The organism is Aquabacterium sp. (assembly GCF_029946005.1).
In the GTDB taxonomy this organism is placed as follows: domain Bacteria; phylum Pseudomonadota; class Gammaproteobacteria; order Burkholderiales; family Burkholderiaceae_C; genus Aquabacterium.
Window position 1 is genome coordinate 47,675 of record NZ_JAQSDR010000006.1, and the last position, 15,359, is coordinate 63,033.

Consider the following 15,359-nt stretch of genomic DNA (forward strand, 5'->3'; position numbering starts at 1 on the left):
CAGGTCAGACATCTCGACACAGCTCTAAAGGTCATGGTACTGTACATCTATACAGTATTATTTGAGTTGCCGAGCATGTTTGCCGACCTTCCAGTCTGGGACGACTTTCCCTCAGACCACCTCCCCTCCACTAGAAAGCCAGCGCTAGCCGCAGGCGAGTTGCCAGCGCACGTAGCTGCGGCGATGTGGCGGGGGAACGAGTTGGGCAGCAGCGTTACGCGAGTCCTCCAAACAGGTTGGGTCGCGCTAGATAGTGAGCTGCCTGGAGGTGGCTGGCCTTGCCACTCGATTACTGAAATTCTTCAGCCACAACCTCTGGTGTGCGAACTGCGCCTGTTAGGGCCTACTCTCAGGTCAGTCACCGAGGCCGGCAAAACGGTGGTCCTTATCGGACCGCCAAAACAGCCTCACATGCCCGGCTTAAAAATGATGGGCCTAGACGAACGGAACCTGATTTGGATTCAGGCCGATGCGCCTTCACAGCGCTTGTGGGTGACCGAGCAGTTGGTCAAGAGCAATGCTTGTGGTGCCCTGATTGCGTGGCTTCCACAGGCTCGTCAAGAACAGATTCGACGGCTTCAGATTTGCTCGCAAATTTCAGAAGGGCCTGTGTTCTTATGCCGGCCTGCAACGGCACAGCACGAGGCATCTGCCGCACCCCTAAGGGTACAACTCAACTTGGGCTTGGACTGGGAATTGAAGGTCCACGTGTTCAAGCGCAAAGGTCCGGCCCACGAGGGTATCTTGGCACTGCCCTCCATTCCAGCCGGGATGGACTCTCTCATCAGTCCTCGCCTGCGCAGACCAAGCGAGCTCCTGGCAAATCGCGAAGAGCGAGAGGCCATTTCAAATGCTTTGGGCCGCACTGCTCCTGGCCAACCCGCCGTCCGACGAGCACCGGCGCATTGAGGCGCTGCGATGGCTGTCAACGTGGTGCTTGCAATTTACTCCCCGCGTTGCCGTCTCCGAGCCTCTGTCCGCCGCGCCTGCCGTCGTGATGGAGCTGGAGGCGAGCGTGCGTTTGTTTGGCGGCAAGCGCAAACTGGTTCAGCGCATCAAGGAAGAAAGCCCTGACCTGGGTGTGGCTCAGCTCGCATGGGCACCTACGGGATTGGCCGCCGTGGCCTTGGCCAGGTCAGGGGTCTCGAATGGCTTTGGCAAACCACTGGACCATGTTCTGGATGCACTGCCACTGGAGTCGCTGACGTCGGTGGCAGAACACCATGCTGTACTTGCACGCCTGGGTTGTCAGACGCTCGGCCAAGTGCGCGCGTTACCCCGCGGAGGGCTCAGTCGCAGGTTCGACGGCAAGTTGTTGGCAGCCATTGACCAAGCATACGGCCTGCGGTCGGAGGTGCACAACTGGGTCGAGTTGCCGGAAGCGTTTGACTCGAAGGTCGACTTGATGTCCAGGGTCGATTTAGCGCCAGCGCTGCTCTTCATAGCCCGGCGCCAACTGCTGCAGATGTCCGCGTGGTTGATGGCACGTCAATGCGGTGTCACCGCGTTCACGCTGAAATGGCATCACGACGACATGTTTGCCAAGACTCCCGGCGATGGGGGTGGGCTGACCATTCGCACCGCCAAGCCGACGCGAGACATCGAGCACTTGACCCGTCTGTTAGCTGAGCATTTGGCCAAGGTCAACCTTGTCGCACCGGTGAGCGGCCTGCAGCTGCTGGCCGATGAGGTGCACCGCTTTGAAGACCAAAACCTGTCGCTCCTACCCGACGCCAACCAGTCGGGCGAAAGCATGACGCTGGTCCTGGAACGGGTTGCTGCTCGATTGGGTCCGGACAAGGTCCTGCGTCCTGTCATCACCGAAGACCACCGGCCTGAGTGGATGTGCATCTGGCAACCTGCAGCCGACAACAGAGCTCGGGCACTTGGCCGGACCGTGGACATCACACAGCCAACCGTCGTGCTGCCCAGCCCGCTGCGGCTGGCCACACGGGTGCATCGTCCCCTGTATCAAGGGCCATTGCAGTTGCTGATTGGCCCACACCGCGTTGAAGGCGGTTGGTGGCATCGCGTCGAGGAAGGCGGTGTGTTGACCACCCTTCACGTTTCCCGCGACTACTGGATTGCAGTCAATGCGCAGGTAGGCCTGCTTTGGATTTTTCAAACCCGCCTACCTGGAGACGCTGCTGAAACAGCTTGGTTTCTCCACGGCTCTTTCGCCTGACTCACACCCATGACTACGCTTCCTGACTATGCAGAACTTCGCTGCATCTCAAACTTCTCATTTTTACGAGGTGCGAGTCGGCCGGCCGAGCTTGTAGTACGCGCCGCCGAGATGGGCTACACAGCATTGGCCTTGACTGATGAGTGCAGTGTCGCTGGGGTGGTGCGCGCGCACGTTGCTGCACAAGAAAACGGCATCAAGCTGTTGGTCGGCAGTCAGTTCGAGGTGTTCTGCCACTTCCCGTTTTCGTTGACAGTCCTAGCTTGCAATCTCAATGGGTATGGCAACCTCTGCGAGTTCATCACGAAGCTGCGGCGCTCCTCGGACGAGAAAGGCGCCTATCAGCTTGAAGTCGATGACATCACAGGAGCAGAGCTTCAGGATTGCGTGGTCATAGCTTCCCCCAAAAGGATGTCCGAGCCCGCGCAGGTTGAGCAATGCGCCAGATGGTTGCTGGACCAGTTCTTGGGACGCTGCTGGCTTGGCGTAGAGCTTTTGAGCCTCTTGGATGATGAAATGTGGTTGTACCGTCTGCGGCAGGCCAGCGACCTAACCGCCATTCCGCTGGTGGCTTGCGGAGATGTGCATTTCCACGTGCGCTCCCGCAAGGCGCTGCAGGACGTCCTGACGGCCACCCGATTGAACCGTCCATTGACCGAATGTGGATTGGACCTGCAGCCTAATGCCGAGCGCCACCTGCGCACGAGGCTGCGCCTTGCTCAAACCTATCCAGCGGACCTTCTGGCGGAGACCTTGCATGTAGCAGCGCGGTGTACCTTTTCGCTTGATGAGCTGAAGTACCAATACCCGGACGAAGTGGTGCCTGCGGGCGAGACTGCTGCCAGCTATCTACGGCGCATCACGTACGAAGGTGCCGGCCGCCGATGGCCAGATGGGATGCCGGCCAAGGTCCAGCTGCAGATTGAGCACGAGCTCGAACTGATAAGCGACCTCAAGTACGAACACTACTTTTTGACCGTTGCCGACATCGTCCAGTTTGCCCGCAGCCAACACATTCTTTGCCAAGGCCGAGGGTCAGCGGCGAATAGCGTCGTCTGCTATTGCATAGGGGTGACCGAAGTGGACCCTGCCCGCATGAGCGTGCTGTTTGAGCGTTTCATCTCGAAAGAGCGGAACGAGCCGCCGGACATCGATATTGACTTCGAGCATGAACGCCGAGAAGAGATTCTTCAGTACCTGTATCGCAAATACGGGAGGGAGCGCGCTGCGCTCACTGGAGTAGTCATCAGCTACAGGCCGAAGTCGACCATTCGCGATGTAGGCAAGGCGTTGGGATTTGAGCCCGATATCGTCGACCAGTTGGCGAAGTCTCACAAGTGGTTTGACGGACGTGAGCTACAACAAGCGCGGCTTTTGGAGCTTGGACTGTCATTGGACAACCTGAAGGTGCAGCAACTCATGGTGTTGACTGACCAGCTGCTGGGCTTCCCACGGCACCTCTCTCAACATCCCGGGGGCTTCGTAATTACAAAGGGGCTGCTGTCGCGGATGGTTCCAATCGAGAACGCCTCCATGGCTGACCGAACTGTCGTTCAGTGGGACAAAGACGACCTGGACGCAGTAGGACTGCTCAAGGTTGACTGCTTGGCATTGGGGATGTTGACGGCCATCCGCAAGGCGCTTGACCTCATCGGCAAGCGCAAAGGTCATGTTTTTGAAATGCAGGACATCCCCTCTGAGGACCAGACCACGTACGACATGATTTGCAAAGCAGAAACCGTGGGTGTGTTCCAGATTGAAAGTCGTGCGCAGATGAGCATGCTGCCGCGACTCAAGCCCCGCTGCTTCTACGACTTGGTGGTTGAAGTTGCTCTCGTCCGACCCGGGCCCATCACTGGCGGGATGGTCCACCCGTATCTGCAGCGGCGCCAAGGATTGGAGCCGGTGGTGTACCCAAGCGAAGCACTGAAGGTGGCGCTGGAGAGAACGCTAGGCGTGCCCATCTTCCAGGAGCAAGTGATGCAAATTTCGATGCTGGCAGCGGGCTTCACTGCCGGAGAAGCCGATGGCCTGCGACGAGCGATGGCAGCTTGGAAACGCAAAGGCGGGTTGGAGCCGTACTACGAAAAAATCGTCAACGGCATGACCGACCGAGGCTACGAGAAAGCGTTCGCCGTGCAAATCTTTGAGCAAATTAAGGGATTCGGGGAGTACGGCTTTCCTGAGTCGCATGCAGCATCGTTTGCCCTGCTGGTTTATGCGAGCTGTTGGATTAAGTGCCATCACCCCGCCGAGTTCTTGACGGCCATGTTGAACTCCCAGCCGCTTGGCTTCTACAGTCCGAGCCAGTTGGTCCAGGACGCCAAGCGGCACGGTGTCGAGGTTCGAGCAGCGGACGTCATGCACAGCGATGTTGACTGCACTCTCGAAGACATGGACCACAAGCCTGCTGTTCGGCTCGGCCTGCGCCTGCTTCATGGTCTGCGTTCGGACGCCGCAGCTGCAATTGTGGCCACTCGCCAGGAACGCGTGTTTGACAGTGCGGAGGACCTAGCTCGCCGTGCTGGCCTTGAACAGCATGAGATGCAATTGCTTGCTGGGGCTGACGCGCTCATGAGTTTGAGCGGGCATCGGCGGCAACAAGTGTGGGAAGCATCAGCTTTACGTTCAACGCCAGAGCTTCTGCGCGATGCCCCAGTCGATGAAGACTTTCTCGAGCTTCCTGAGGCGCCAGAAGGCGAGGAAATCGTCTTTGACTACGCCGCCACTGGCCTTACGTTACGACGCCATCCATTGGCACTATTGCGCCCCTTGCTTGCAAAGCAGCGCTTGCGCACGGCTGCCGAGCTTCAAGACTGTCGAAATGGGCAGTTGGTTAGGTACTGCGGGCTTGTGACGCTCAGGCAGCAACCAGATACCGCCAACGGCGTTATCTTTGTCAGCCTTGAGGACGAGACAGGCGTGGTTCAGGTCATCTGCTGGCGAAGCATCAAAGAAGCCCAGCGCAAGGAACTTTTGAACTCAAAACTATTGGCTGTTTACGGTACGTGGCAGTCCGAAGGCGAGCTGCGCAGCTTGGTCGCGGGACATCTTCTTGATTTGACGTATCTGCTGGGAAGGTTGAATACCCAGTCGCGGGACTTTCACTAGGCTTGCTTGCGTAACCTTGTCTTCCCCTATGCAGGTTTGTTTCCGCAGAGCACCCTAAGAGAAGAAATGCCACGAGCTTCCGTCTGTTTTGACCGCTACGAAAACTTCGCAAACAGACATAACTCACCTTGGCGAAGGTCGCGGCCTAACCTGCACTTCATCGACGTTCAGCGCCCTCATGCACTGTAAAAAGAACGCGAACGAAAATTTACCGCGCGATATTCGACTGGCAATCGCCAACTCATTGTCTTTTATACCCATGGCTTCAAATCTGGCCACGAGGACTTTATAGCTGACCCCTGAACGGGCCAACTCGGCCTTTAGGACGAGCTTCGCTTCAGCTTCCCAATTGACAGAAGCCGTTGCAGATTTCGAGCGCGAATTGGTCGGACCGACGTGAGTCTGGGGCATCAGCGAAGTATCGGCCACAAGCGAAATGCCGATAAACAACATGTCGCCTACGACATAATTATGTCATTTATGCCAAGTTAGTCATGATTATGCGAAGTGAATAAATGTCGAGCGCTGTACTTTCATAGGTAGCGGCACTTTCCAGCTTCGAGTTGGGTTGAGCCGAGCGACAACTTAAACGGTCTGAACCAGACCAGGACATTCAAGGTGAAGTCATGAGCCCCAGACGAATCAAATGGAACGAAGTCCGGATGGAGAGGCCGGAGTCAGAGGGACGTGGAAGCTGCAGTGAAGCTCTCGGTCACTGGCCAGCGTCGGTCCTAAACCTACGTTCAAATTCCAGGTCAATCGGAATCCGCCTGCATGCCCACCTCCTGAATCAGGCGGCCAACAGCAGCGATAGGAACTAGACATGGGCATCCGAAGAACCACAGTCACCGAAGCCAGCATCAGCAAAAAGTGGAGCGAAGGGTTTGGTCAAGGATGCATTTCCACGTACAAGCCTTGGGAAACTGTTCAGTCATTTAGCTCCAAAGGCAACTCCCATCGCGTCCACAGCACCAAGACGGGACGAACGCATCATCTATTTTCGAATATCGAGCGCGCTCTCTTCCTAAAAGCGGAGTACGGGGAATCCTTCATCGATTTTCAAGAACAGCGAGCCATGGAGCGAGAACACACCCTCGCCATTGCTGAAGTTCTGAAAATCAAACATCCCGTGTATGTTGGAACCCAGATTCCTTTCGTCATGACACTTGACGCCGTGGTCGTTCGGCGCGGCCCCGACCGGACCGAATTCTGCGAGGCATACGATGCAAAAGAAGCTTCAGCGCTCATCGACTCGCGCGTTTTAGAAAAGCTCTCGATTCACAAAGCGTATTGCGAGCAACGAGGCTGGCGACACACCATCGTCACCAATGAAACCATTTCCCGTGAAGTCATTCGGAACCTTGAATGGATTCGAATGGGAGCCGCCAAGCCTGGTGAAGTTGAACCCGTAGTTGGGCTCTTTGAGGAGCTTCCTGAACGGATGCTCGCGTCATTGAAAACTAAAGGCTCACGACGTCCTATCAATCAGTACTGCGCAGAGTTTGATAGAAGTCACGGACTCCCCGGAGGAGCAGCCCTCCGAGTACTGCAAATACTCCTATGGCGGCACGACCTCTCCACGTCGCTGTCCGGCGCCCTGATACATCTCCGCCCGGTGTCCTCCCTAGAAGCAAGGAAACCTTCCGTTGGCCAGTTCGCTCTGCGGCTGGTTGCATAAGAGTGCGCGCCATGTTCCCTATTCGAACTTTAATATCAACAAAAGACGGCCGCAAACTCAGGGTCATTGACGTACTTGCTGACACCCAACAGTTGGTCACCATTGACGCCGAAGACAGCTCGGCACAGCCGCGCATATGGGCATTGCTCGAGCTAAGCGTTACCGCCAAGGAGCAGGGCTGGAAAGCCTTAAGCACAGCCAAGCCGAAGAAGGCAACGGCCGAAATATCAAGGCGCTCGGTCTTGGCGTTGTCGTCAAAGGCACAGGCACTTCGCGACGAGCGATGGGCAACGGTGGAACACCACCTCAAAGACAGGCGCCTGTACGACCGAGCGACCAGAAGCGCTGCGATTAAAGAGATTGCAACGGCCAATGGGACTTCCAAGGTCCACATACGACAGCTCATTCGACTCGCGTGGCAAGGAGGTAGCACTCCCGACGCTTTGACTCCCCAGCTGCATGAATGCGGAAGAGGTGGACATGACCAGAAGCCTCGAGGGCGTCGACCGATTCATTCGGAATATGTGCCATTCATCTGGAACGATGGGCAAAGAACCGTGGCCTCGCGGCTTGTACGTTCTAAGTACGCGGACGATAGGACCGTAACCGTCGAAGCGACCTACGACCAACTGATTCGAAAGCATTTCAGCTACGTGGACAGAGAGGGCGAAATCCAAGCGCTGCCGCTCGGAAGCCGACCAACAATGCGGCAGTTAAGGAGCATCGTTGAAGCCGAGCTTACCGACTCAGAACGCCATATCGCAAGGCATAGCCAAGCAGACTACGACAACAATTTCAAGCCGACCATCGGGCATGTTCTCCAGGATTGTCAAGGTGCGGGTGACGTGTATGAGCTAGACGCATCCCAGGTCGACAATTGGATTGTCGCGGAAGAGGACCGCAAGACCGTTATCGGCAAGGCGACGATGTACCTTGTTGTAGACCGATTCAGCAGACTCATCGTTGGCTTCTATATTTCCCTTGATGCGGCGTCATGGGCCAGTGGAACCCAAGCCATCTTGTCCATATTTCAAGACAAGCGAGAGCTGTGCAAGGGGGCTGGCGTTCAGTATGACGAAGCCGACTGGCCTGCCCACGGGCTCATGCCAAACAGATTCTTTGCGGACCGCGGCGAGTTCGTCAGTCAGGCTAGCGACCGCATTGCCGATGGTTTGGCCGCGACTGTCACCAACGCGCGGGCGCTCTGGTCGGCTGGCAAAGGGCTGGTCGAGTGCTCCTTCAAGCTAACTCACATCTCGCTGAAACGTCTCAAAGCGGGCTATGAACCAGCGCGCAATACCAAGGTACGCCGCGGCAAGAAATATGAAACAACAGCGAAGATGACGCTGAGCGATTTGCGCCGCAAGTTTCTCCGAATCGTCATTGACCATAACCGCAAGGCCCACATGACGTACGAACTCCCCAACGCGGACATCCGTGACGGTCTTCTTCCCATTCCCCGGGAAGTGTTTGCTCGAAGCATCCGGACCCATATGGGCCTATCGGCACATTTCGACGAGCATGAGGTTCGTTTCAAGCTTTTGCAAGCCACCACCGCAACCGTCACGCAAAACGGAATTGACTTCGGCCATTGCTTCTACTGGGCACAAGAGGCTGAAGACCGCGACTGGTTCACCCGAGCTGCAGTACGAGGTGTCTTCAATGTAGCTGTACGCGACAACCCCGGTCTTGTCGACTCAATCTACATCGTTGACCCGAACGATTCCACCTCCTACTTCTTGGCGACCCTGACTGATTATTCAGCTAGGCACAAGGGGCTTTCGCGAGCGGAGGTGCACAGCGTGGCAAAAGCTACCAACGAAAACAAGGTGAAGGCAGAAGCCGCGAACCTCAACCTCCGAATCAATACAGCCGCACAGGATGAAGCTGCTGGACTGACAGTTAAGGGTTCAAAAGCAAAACGGAGCCCAACCCGGAGCCCGATTCTCAGGGAACAGGCAGCGAGAGAGGACCGCTCGGTAAGTCAAGCCATTCCCGCTGCCCCGGGTCAAGTGCAAGTGGAGCATCAGGCCTTCGAAGACAGCAATTGTGAAGAGACCTCTACCCTGCCAGCCTCAACGAACGAGGATGACTCGGCTAACTCCAGAACGAAGGCTTCGGCCTTCGCCAAGATGTTCGAAGGAAATGATGATGACCTCGAGTGAAAGATTCGCCGCAGCAACTTACAAGAGCCATGCTGTGGACGCCTACAAGAACAATCCGCTCATCGAAGCGCTAGAACAGTTTGAAACTGATGAACTGCTGGCTCAGTACTTGGAGCGCACCAATCCGAGATTCGACGAACAGCAACGAGAATTTCCGAAAACGACGCGGCTTCAGCTAATCAGTGGCCTCAGTCGCTTCGCCGTCGCATTGCCACGAACCCAAGAATTGGCTCGCGCTCTCATAAACTTGCTAATGGAAGGTTATGTCGGCCGGAGCGTTCCAGAGTCGAAGGAGTTCCGCACGCAAACACAGGAAATCTTCGAAAATCAGAAGCAGAAGCAGCCACTGGAAAGTCTGAAAGCTCGCACCATCGGAGCCGAGCTGTCGACAGCTCTTATTGGTGCCTCCGGTTCCGGGAAATCAACGGCGTTAAGGTTGATATCCCAGCTCTACGCTCCGGTCTACTATCACGAAGAATCAGGTGCCGCGCAAATTCCTTTCCTCATCTTTGACCTTCCGCACGACGGCAGGTCGATACATAGCTTAGCCACTGCCATCATCGAAGAAATTGACAGACTCGTGCCGTCCGGGCGATACGCTGAAATCTATCTCTCCCGCACCCGCAAGAATGCGAATGACCGCATCTATGACGCAATCAGGTTAGTTCGATTTCATTGCGTTGGGCTACTGATAGTCGATGAATCTCAGAATCAGAAAGTTGTTGCGAAGAAGCCCGCACGAGGTCGAAAGGCGTCGCCCCACGAAGATACAGGGCTGTCGCCATCGATAGAAACACCGCTCATTTCACAACTCATCACGACGAGCAACAGGCTTGGTGTGCCTCTGGTACTGGTGGGAACCAATGAACTTCACGACGTTATTTCAGGGCGCTTCTCACAGAGCAGACGAGCTTGCGGCCACGGTATCGAACGATGGGGATTCCTCAAACGAAGCGGAGATGTGCGCAAGCCCGATGAGTTTGAAGCGCTCGTTCGCAAACTGTGGCGCTACCAGTGGCTCCGCGAACCCGTCAAGTTCAGCGACGCTTGGTCCAATCTCTTCTTCGAGCTCACCCAGGGCAACCCTGACATCATTGTCAAGCTGTTCGCATCGGCACAGAGACGGGCACTCAACAGCAATCTTGAAGGATTAACGGAAGAGCTTATTCGTGAGACTTTTGCTGCTGAGTTCAACTCAGTGCATCGGCCACTACAAGCTGTTTCGACGCAAAATGCCGAAGAGCTAGTCCAGTTCATCGACATCGCTCCGGCAAACCTGAGGACCGGCCCTGGATTCGCAGAAGCGGCGAAGAAGCTCAATGTCGAGAAGTACGAAAATCCTTCGCTAACTGGCGCTCAACCATCCGCGCCCAGAGCTAAGCGACCACGCTCGACCGCGGTTGAGCAAACGCCTACGGTACCGGATGGCGCAAGCACGAAGCGTAAGAAGGTCGTCAACCTGGCAGACGCGCTTTCCGCTGGGCAGAAGGCGGACGTCGAAAAAAGGCTTCGCAAGTCCGGCGGTCTGGCTTCTTCACATGAAGAAATCTGACTGAGCAAACGCAATGCTCCGGATGCCGCGACCCTATCCAGGCGAACTGCTATCCAGCGCAGTTGTCAGGGGCTGCAGGGTCTTTGGACTTTCGTTGTCGAGCCTGGCTTCCAAGGTGATGAATCGGCAAGGGCTGACTCTGCCTCTATTCACCGTGTCTCCATTGAATCTTTACGCCGAGCTGTTCGACATGGAGCCGTCGTTGCTGCTTGCCAATCACTCGATAATTCCCTATGCCACGGCATTCAGTACGCGGGAATCGTATGAAAGAGTTGTCGATGCAGCGATAGCTACCGACGCTTCGTCCCTGCCACTCGGTGCGAGCATTCAAAGTGCCATTCACGGCATCGCTACCAAAAGGTTTTGCACTGAATGCGTTGCTGATGACCTTAGCCAGCTTGGTGAAAGCTACTGGCGCCTGGCTCACCAGCTCCCTGGCTCCTTTATTTGCACGACGCACAACACCGTCCTAAGGAAGACCCGAACGCCCATTGCGACGTCGTCCTCTCGGAAGCTTGAACTACCACAGCACACTGCCGGGCTCCCCTGCATCCCCCGACATCCAGGGGAAGTCTGGTCAGCGGTGGCGAAAGCGTCCCATTTGTATGCACAGCGCGGGCTGCGTCACCCTGAAAATCGCTGCGGGTCCTTCTACAGGAGTCTTGCTGAACGTTGCAACGCGGTCATGCCCGGGCGGGCCATCCAAAGCGACCTGGTAGCTCAAGCAGTCATTGACAGGTTCGGTGCGAACCTCCTAGAGCTTGCTGGCGCGGGGGTCTCAACCAATCGACAAAATTGGCCCACGCTGCTGCTCCAAAAGAATTCAGTCCTGCCGGCGGTCACACTCAAGCATCTCCTCCTTGAACAGCTACTGGCCGGCCGAGACTGTGAAGCCACTGACATGACGTTCAAACCTCCAGGGCCGCCAAGTCGCCCGAAAGAACGCCTGGACCGGCAATATGTGGCGGCAGCCAAGAAAGCCATCGTGGCCCTAGAAAAGGACGGACACCCGATAACCACCAAAGCGTTTCTATCGGAAGCGGGATGCTGGTCGGCCTATCGGCATCATCCGAAGGGCACATTCCCAGACCTTCAGACCCTCGTCACCAAGCTGCAGACCTCGACGAACGCCCATCGCCCGCAGGCCCTGATGATGTTGGAGTTCATTCCGGACTTGAAAGAGCTCGCCCTTGCCCGCAAGAGCGGCCAATGTTTCGAGTTCAAGTTAGGAACCCGACAGGACCTGGTCCAGGCCGGACACCTCCTTGACAGCAAGACGATGGCGGCACGGCTGGGACTGCATTGGAAGGAGATGAAGCCGATGCAACGGGAGGGGCGCATCCTCTGCATCGACTACATGCGCAGGGACCGATACCCCGCCTTTTGGTGCGACCCGAGATATGACCGGACCACGCTTGAGCAGGCCCACCTGTCAATCGCAAGCCTGCCTGTTCGGTTGCGTTGGCAAGCCCTTGTAATTGGGTCCCTCAAGCCGAGCAATGAAATCCGTTTTACACCGTTGGAACAGCTGGCCAAGGGAAACAAGCAGCGCTTCATCGGCGACGTAGCCGATGCAGTTGCCCACCTCGTGCAGTGAGCGCAACCCACGACATTTCAGTCTCGAACCGCGGTGCCTATACAGGTTCAGCTTAGGCAAAAGAAAGAGCGCCGGGGTTTCCCGCCGACGCTCTGGAGAAGTGCTCAAGCAAATGCTCAAGCATTGCGATGTTCTTACTTCAATGCCAAGCTGACTAGCAGCACGAGGTAAATCAACTCGCCCATGTCAATGGTCAACGTCGATTTTCCGAAGTTGTAGGTGTATTTCAAAGTTTGTCCTTATTGCTCGGGTATTGCAATTAGTAAAGTGGCTCTTGATTCGGCCCCCCGGTGCGCTAACACCCGGGGGCTTTTTTCTGGGCCTCGGGTGCTATCAAGCTGTTGGCCAATTTCCTTCAAAATCAACGACTTAGGTCAATCCTTCGTTGAACAAAAAATGAAATTAGAAGCGCGCCTGGCTTGAGCCGCCATACTGGCCGGACTCCCCCTCGCCGACGGAGTTTTCCAGCTTGGCCGAGTGGCATACCGGGGGCTAGGCGCGACACAAGCCCCGTCCTGACTAACCTCGGCTGCTCGAATCAGCATATCCGGCAAGCCCCCTCCGACTGGTTACTTGCTCCGAAGCCGCTTAGGAAGCATTCGGTTTAGCTCCGCGTCTGTGAAGAACAGTTCCTCATCGGCTTTAAGCGCCTTCTGAGCGGCCCCGTAGGCCTTCGCATTTGTGCGCGGAGCTCCCTTGTAAATCTCCTCAAGCAGTTGGTTGAGACGGTCGCGCTCCTTCCGAACCTCGTCCACCGCTCGGCCATCGTGCATATCCACTAAAAGGCTCAGAAGAGATTCGCGAACGCCCCAGAGCTGAGAGCCCACAACGGCGTGCTTCTGGGCTTGTTCACCAAGTGACGCCTCCTTGAAGTACAGCGTCAGGCTCAATAGGACCGTAGAAAGGACAGCGCCCACAATTGTTCCCACGCGAGAATCGCCGAAGACCGCAAACAGCAGACTGCCGGCGGCAAGTGCTGAGAGGCCAATCTCGACAGTCTTGATGAACCGGTAGTGCTGTATGTAGCCGTCCGCCATCTTCTCGTGGGTCTTATGGGTATACGCTGCTCTGCCATACATCTCCCGAAGCTGACCTTCCAGGGACGTAGTGGCGGAAGGGGTGGCCCCCGATTCAGGCTGGGAAAGTTGGACCATAAATTTCCCTAAATTTTTGCTTTGCAGAGCGCTCATACCCGCCCTTTAGGTATTCAAGGGCCTCAAGCGCACGCAGCTCCGCTTGGCGAGCTTTGTACTCAAATGGTCCTTTTCGGTACACATATGAGCCGCTCCCTGGAGCGAGCCAATGCTGCTGACTTGAGATTTGGTTGGCCAGGAAGTTGAAGAAGTCCCGGGTCATGTAGTCATAGTAGAGGTATGACTTATCGCGGTGGGCCCAGGACTCTATGAACTGATATGCCAAGGTATCGAGCAGCATTCCACCCATGGGGACACTGTTGTAGTCTCGCCAAGCCCGAGCCATCCGCGCTAGCTCTACTAAGTTCCCCTTACATAAGCTGTTGCGCGCAGAGAACGCGTCCATCTCCTTCTTGGGGTTGCACACCCGCCAGGAGCCTCCATTATTGGAATCAGCAAACGTATAGCTGCCGTCTTTGTTCAAAAATGCGGGTAATAGCTCGTAGGTAACGCCGTCATCAAAGGCTATGGCTACAACCTGCCCGTCTCCGAAGATAGCCGAAGTCGAATAGGTCTTTTGCACCGCCGCGCGCACCGCGCTCAGCAACGCTGATTGCTTGTTTCCCGAGTAGGCGTCGTACTTCTCATACGTTGCATAGGGTAGGACGTAAAGCAGGTCCACGTCACTGACGGAGGGAATTGCTGTGCTTCTCCCCATCGACCCAACATAGAAGCGATTAGCGGTATCGGAATCCAAGCTCCTAAAGTCTACGTTCAAGACTTTGGTAATGCGACCAGTCCGGTAGCCAAAGGACTGCCGCTTCTTTAAGTCAATACGAATATTGCCGCAGAAATCTGAAAACCATTCACCTACACCCATTTTTTTCCGTTCGTCGTCGGCCAGAGTTGAGGCCCTATTTTCCATTGAAGCACCGAAGGTATAGACCTGCGCCTATGCACAGGGCTAGGACACAACGAATACACGTACTTCAAGCTCCCCGTGTGTCTTCGACAGGTCTGTTTCTATTCCGCGGGGATTTCTCACTCGATGCTCGGGGTCATACACAAGGCAAAACAGCGATTTGCAGCTGGGGTGCGACTGATATTGAGCGATATCGAGAATCAGCTGCTCGCCAACTTCTTTCGCTCCCAAGCCTTTCCGGGTCATCTTGGCTTCCACTGAGATGGAGGCGTCCTTAAGCAAGAAGTCCATACGAGTTGACTTCCCCGCATAGCTGGGAACGACTTCTTCTGCGCGAACATCGTCGAAGAAGAGGTGGAGCGCCGAGTGTAGTAGGTCTTGCACGTCGTACTCGTCAACTACGTTTAGAGTCGGCCGGTTGTCATGCCGATGCCGCAGCTCCCGGACAACCAGCGAAAAGCGCGTGCATAGGCGCGCCAGCACGTCCTTTGGGTCAATCGCACTCACCGCATCGCTTGCCTTGCTTGCAATGAGCCTGTCCGTCCACGGGAACTTAACTCCGCATCCCCGGCAGAAAGGGGGAACTGGCGTAGTGCAGCCAAAGGCAATAACGCCAGGCACGGAGTAGTCACCGAGGATGTCTGCCAAACAGTTTGAACACTTGTGGACAGTGCTGGCCCCGCATTCCTCACAGAACTCTCTTCGGAACTCTGGCGAGCCATAGTACCGGTCGGTCTGTTGATGACCGTTCAAACAGACTTGCTGTGCGTCATAGCCTTCACGCATGTTGCCCCCTTACTCAGCCCTGTCCAACCGACGCAGCACGCTGGAATTGCTGCCAAACCATCTTGGCCAGCATCCCCTGCATCGCCGCGAAGATTCGTTCGTCCTTCAGCAACGCCCGGGGGACCTCGATGAGCCGAACGATGCGGGTCGTAATTTCCGCCTGCCGGATGCCTTGTGGGTCCCCGGACGGAAGAAAAATTTGGATTGTTTTGGCGCGGGGCTGCATGACT

Annotated in this window: 12 protein-coding genes and 1 pseudogene; 8 read left to right on the forward strand and 5 right to left on the reverse strand. The window is 56.1% G+C overall.

The genetic code is table 11. The features are described from left to right. Positions 1 to 183: 183 nt before the first annotated feature. From imuA to PSV38_RS03325, 3 genes are read left to right on the forward strand one after another with little or no spacing between them, the layout of a single operon-like run. Positions 184 to 909 (forward strand): translesion DNA synthesis-associated protein ImuA, encoded by a 726-nt coding sequence (gene imuA / locus PSV38_RS03315; RefSeq protein WP_300545542.1) that lies wholly within the window; start codon positions 184 to 186, stop codon positions 907 to 909. Next, positions 851 to 2,185, forward strand: coding sequence for a DNA polymerase Y family protein (locus tag PSV38_RS03320; protein ID WP_300544820.1), 1,335 nt, complete (start codon positions 851 to 853; stop codon positions 2,183 to 2,185). The genes imuA and PSV38_RS03320 overlap by 59 nt, the downstream gene beginning before the upstream one ends. 9 nt (positions 2,186 to 2,194) lie before the next feature. Beyond that, complete coding sequence (locus PSV38_RS03325; protein ID WP_300544822.1) at positions 2,195 to 5,296, forward strand: error-prone DNA polymerase; 3,102 nt, start codon at positions 2,195 to 2,197, stop codon at positions 5,294 to 5,296. A gap of 123 nt (positions 5,297 to 5,419) precedes the next feature. Here the strand turns inward: PSV38_RS03325 and PSV38_RS03330 are convergent, their stop codons facing one another. Beyond that, a complete protein-coding gene (locus PSV38_RS03330) occupies positions 5,420 to 5,749 on the reverse strand; it encodes a DUF6471 domain-containing protein (protein WP_300544825.1) in 330 nt (109 codons plus the stop codon). Positions 5,750 to 6,119: 370 nt separating this feature from the next. On the opposite strand from PSV38_RS03330, the gene PSV38_RS03335 reads away from it, so the two are divergent. From PSV38_RS03335 to PSV38_RS03350, 5 genes and pseudogenes are all read left to right on the forward strand, one after another. Continuing rightward, positions 6,120 to 6,974, forward strand: coding sequence for a TnsA endonuclease N-terminal domain-containing protein (locus tag PSV38_RS03335; RefSeq protein WP_300544828.1), 855 nt, complete (start codon positions 6,120 to 6,122; stop codon positions 6,972 to 6,974). 11 nt (positions 6,975 to 6,985) lie between these two features. After that, the gene (locus tag PSV38_RS03340) at positions 6,986 to 9,139 is read left to right on the forward strand and encodes a hypothetical protein (protein ID WP_300544830.1); all 2,154 of its coding nucleotides are present in this window, start codon (positions 6,986 to 6,988) and stop codon (positions 9,137 to 9,139) included. After that, on the forward strand, positions 9,126 to 10,691 hold the full coding sequence (locus tag PSV38_RS03345; RefSeq protein WP_300544832.1) for an ATP-binding protein: 1,566 nt from the start codon (positions 9,126 to 9,128) through the stop codon (positions 10,689 to 10,691). Before PSV38_RS03340 ends, PSV38_RS03345 begins: the two co-directional genes overlap by 14 nt. A gap of 22 nt (positions 10,692 to 10,713) precedes the next feature. Then, positions 10,714 to 11,151, forward strand: a pseudogene (locus PSV38_RS20405) (TniQ family protein); the annotation flags it as partial. A gap of 441 nt (positions 11,152 to 11,592) precedes the next feature. Continuing rightward, positions 11,593 to 12,288 (forward strand): hypothetical protein, encoded by a 696-nt coding sequence (locus tag PSV38_RS03350; RefSeq protein WP_300544834.1) that lies wholly within the window; start codon positions 11,593 to 11,595, stop codon positions 12,286 to 12,288. Between the two features lie 569 nt (positions 12,289 to 12,857). Here the strand turns inward: PSV38_RS03350 and PSV38_RS03355 are convergent. Genes PSV38_RS03355 through PSV38_RS03370 form a run of 4 tightly spaced genes read right to left on the reverse strand, consistent with a single transcriptional unit; the run spans position 12,858 to position 15,355 of the window. After that, a complete protein-coding gene (locus tag PSV38_RS03355) occupies positions 12,858 to 13,478 on the reverse strand; it encodes an SLATT domain-containing protein (protein ID WP_300544837.1) in 621 nt (206 codons plus the stop codon). After that, positions 13,420 to 14,346 carry a nucleotidyltransferase gene (locus PSV38_RS03360; RefSeq protein ID WP_300544839.1) on the reverse strand — a complete coding sequence of 309 codons (927 nt, stop codon included), beginning with the start codon at positions 14,344 to 14,346 and terminating at the stop codon, positions 13,420 to 13,422. Before PSV38_RS03360 ends, PSV38_RS03355 begins: the two co-directional genes overlap by 59 nt. Positions 14,347 to 14,385: 39 nt before the next feature. After that, positions 14,386 to 15,129 carry a DUF2321 domain-containing protein gene (locus tag PSV38_RS03365; protein ID WP_300544841.1) on the reverse strand — a complete coding sequence of 248 codons (744 nt, stop codon included), beginning with the start codon at positions 15,127 to 15,129 and terminating at the stop codon, positions 14,386 to 14,388. A gap of 13 nt (positions 15,130 to 15,142) precedes the next feature. Continuing rightward, the gene (locus PSV38_RS03370) at positions 15,143 to 15,355 is read right to left on the reverse strand and encodes a hypothetical protein (protein ID WP_300544843.1); all 213 of its coding nucleotides are present in this window, start codon (positions 15,353 to 15,355) and stop codon (positions 15,143 to 15,145) included. Between the last annotated feature and the right edge of the window lie 4 nt (positions 15,356 to 15,359).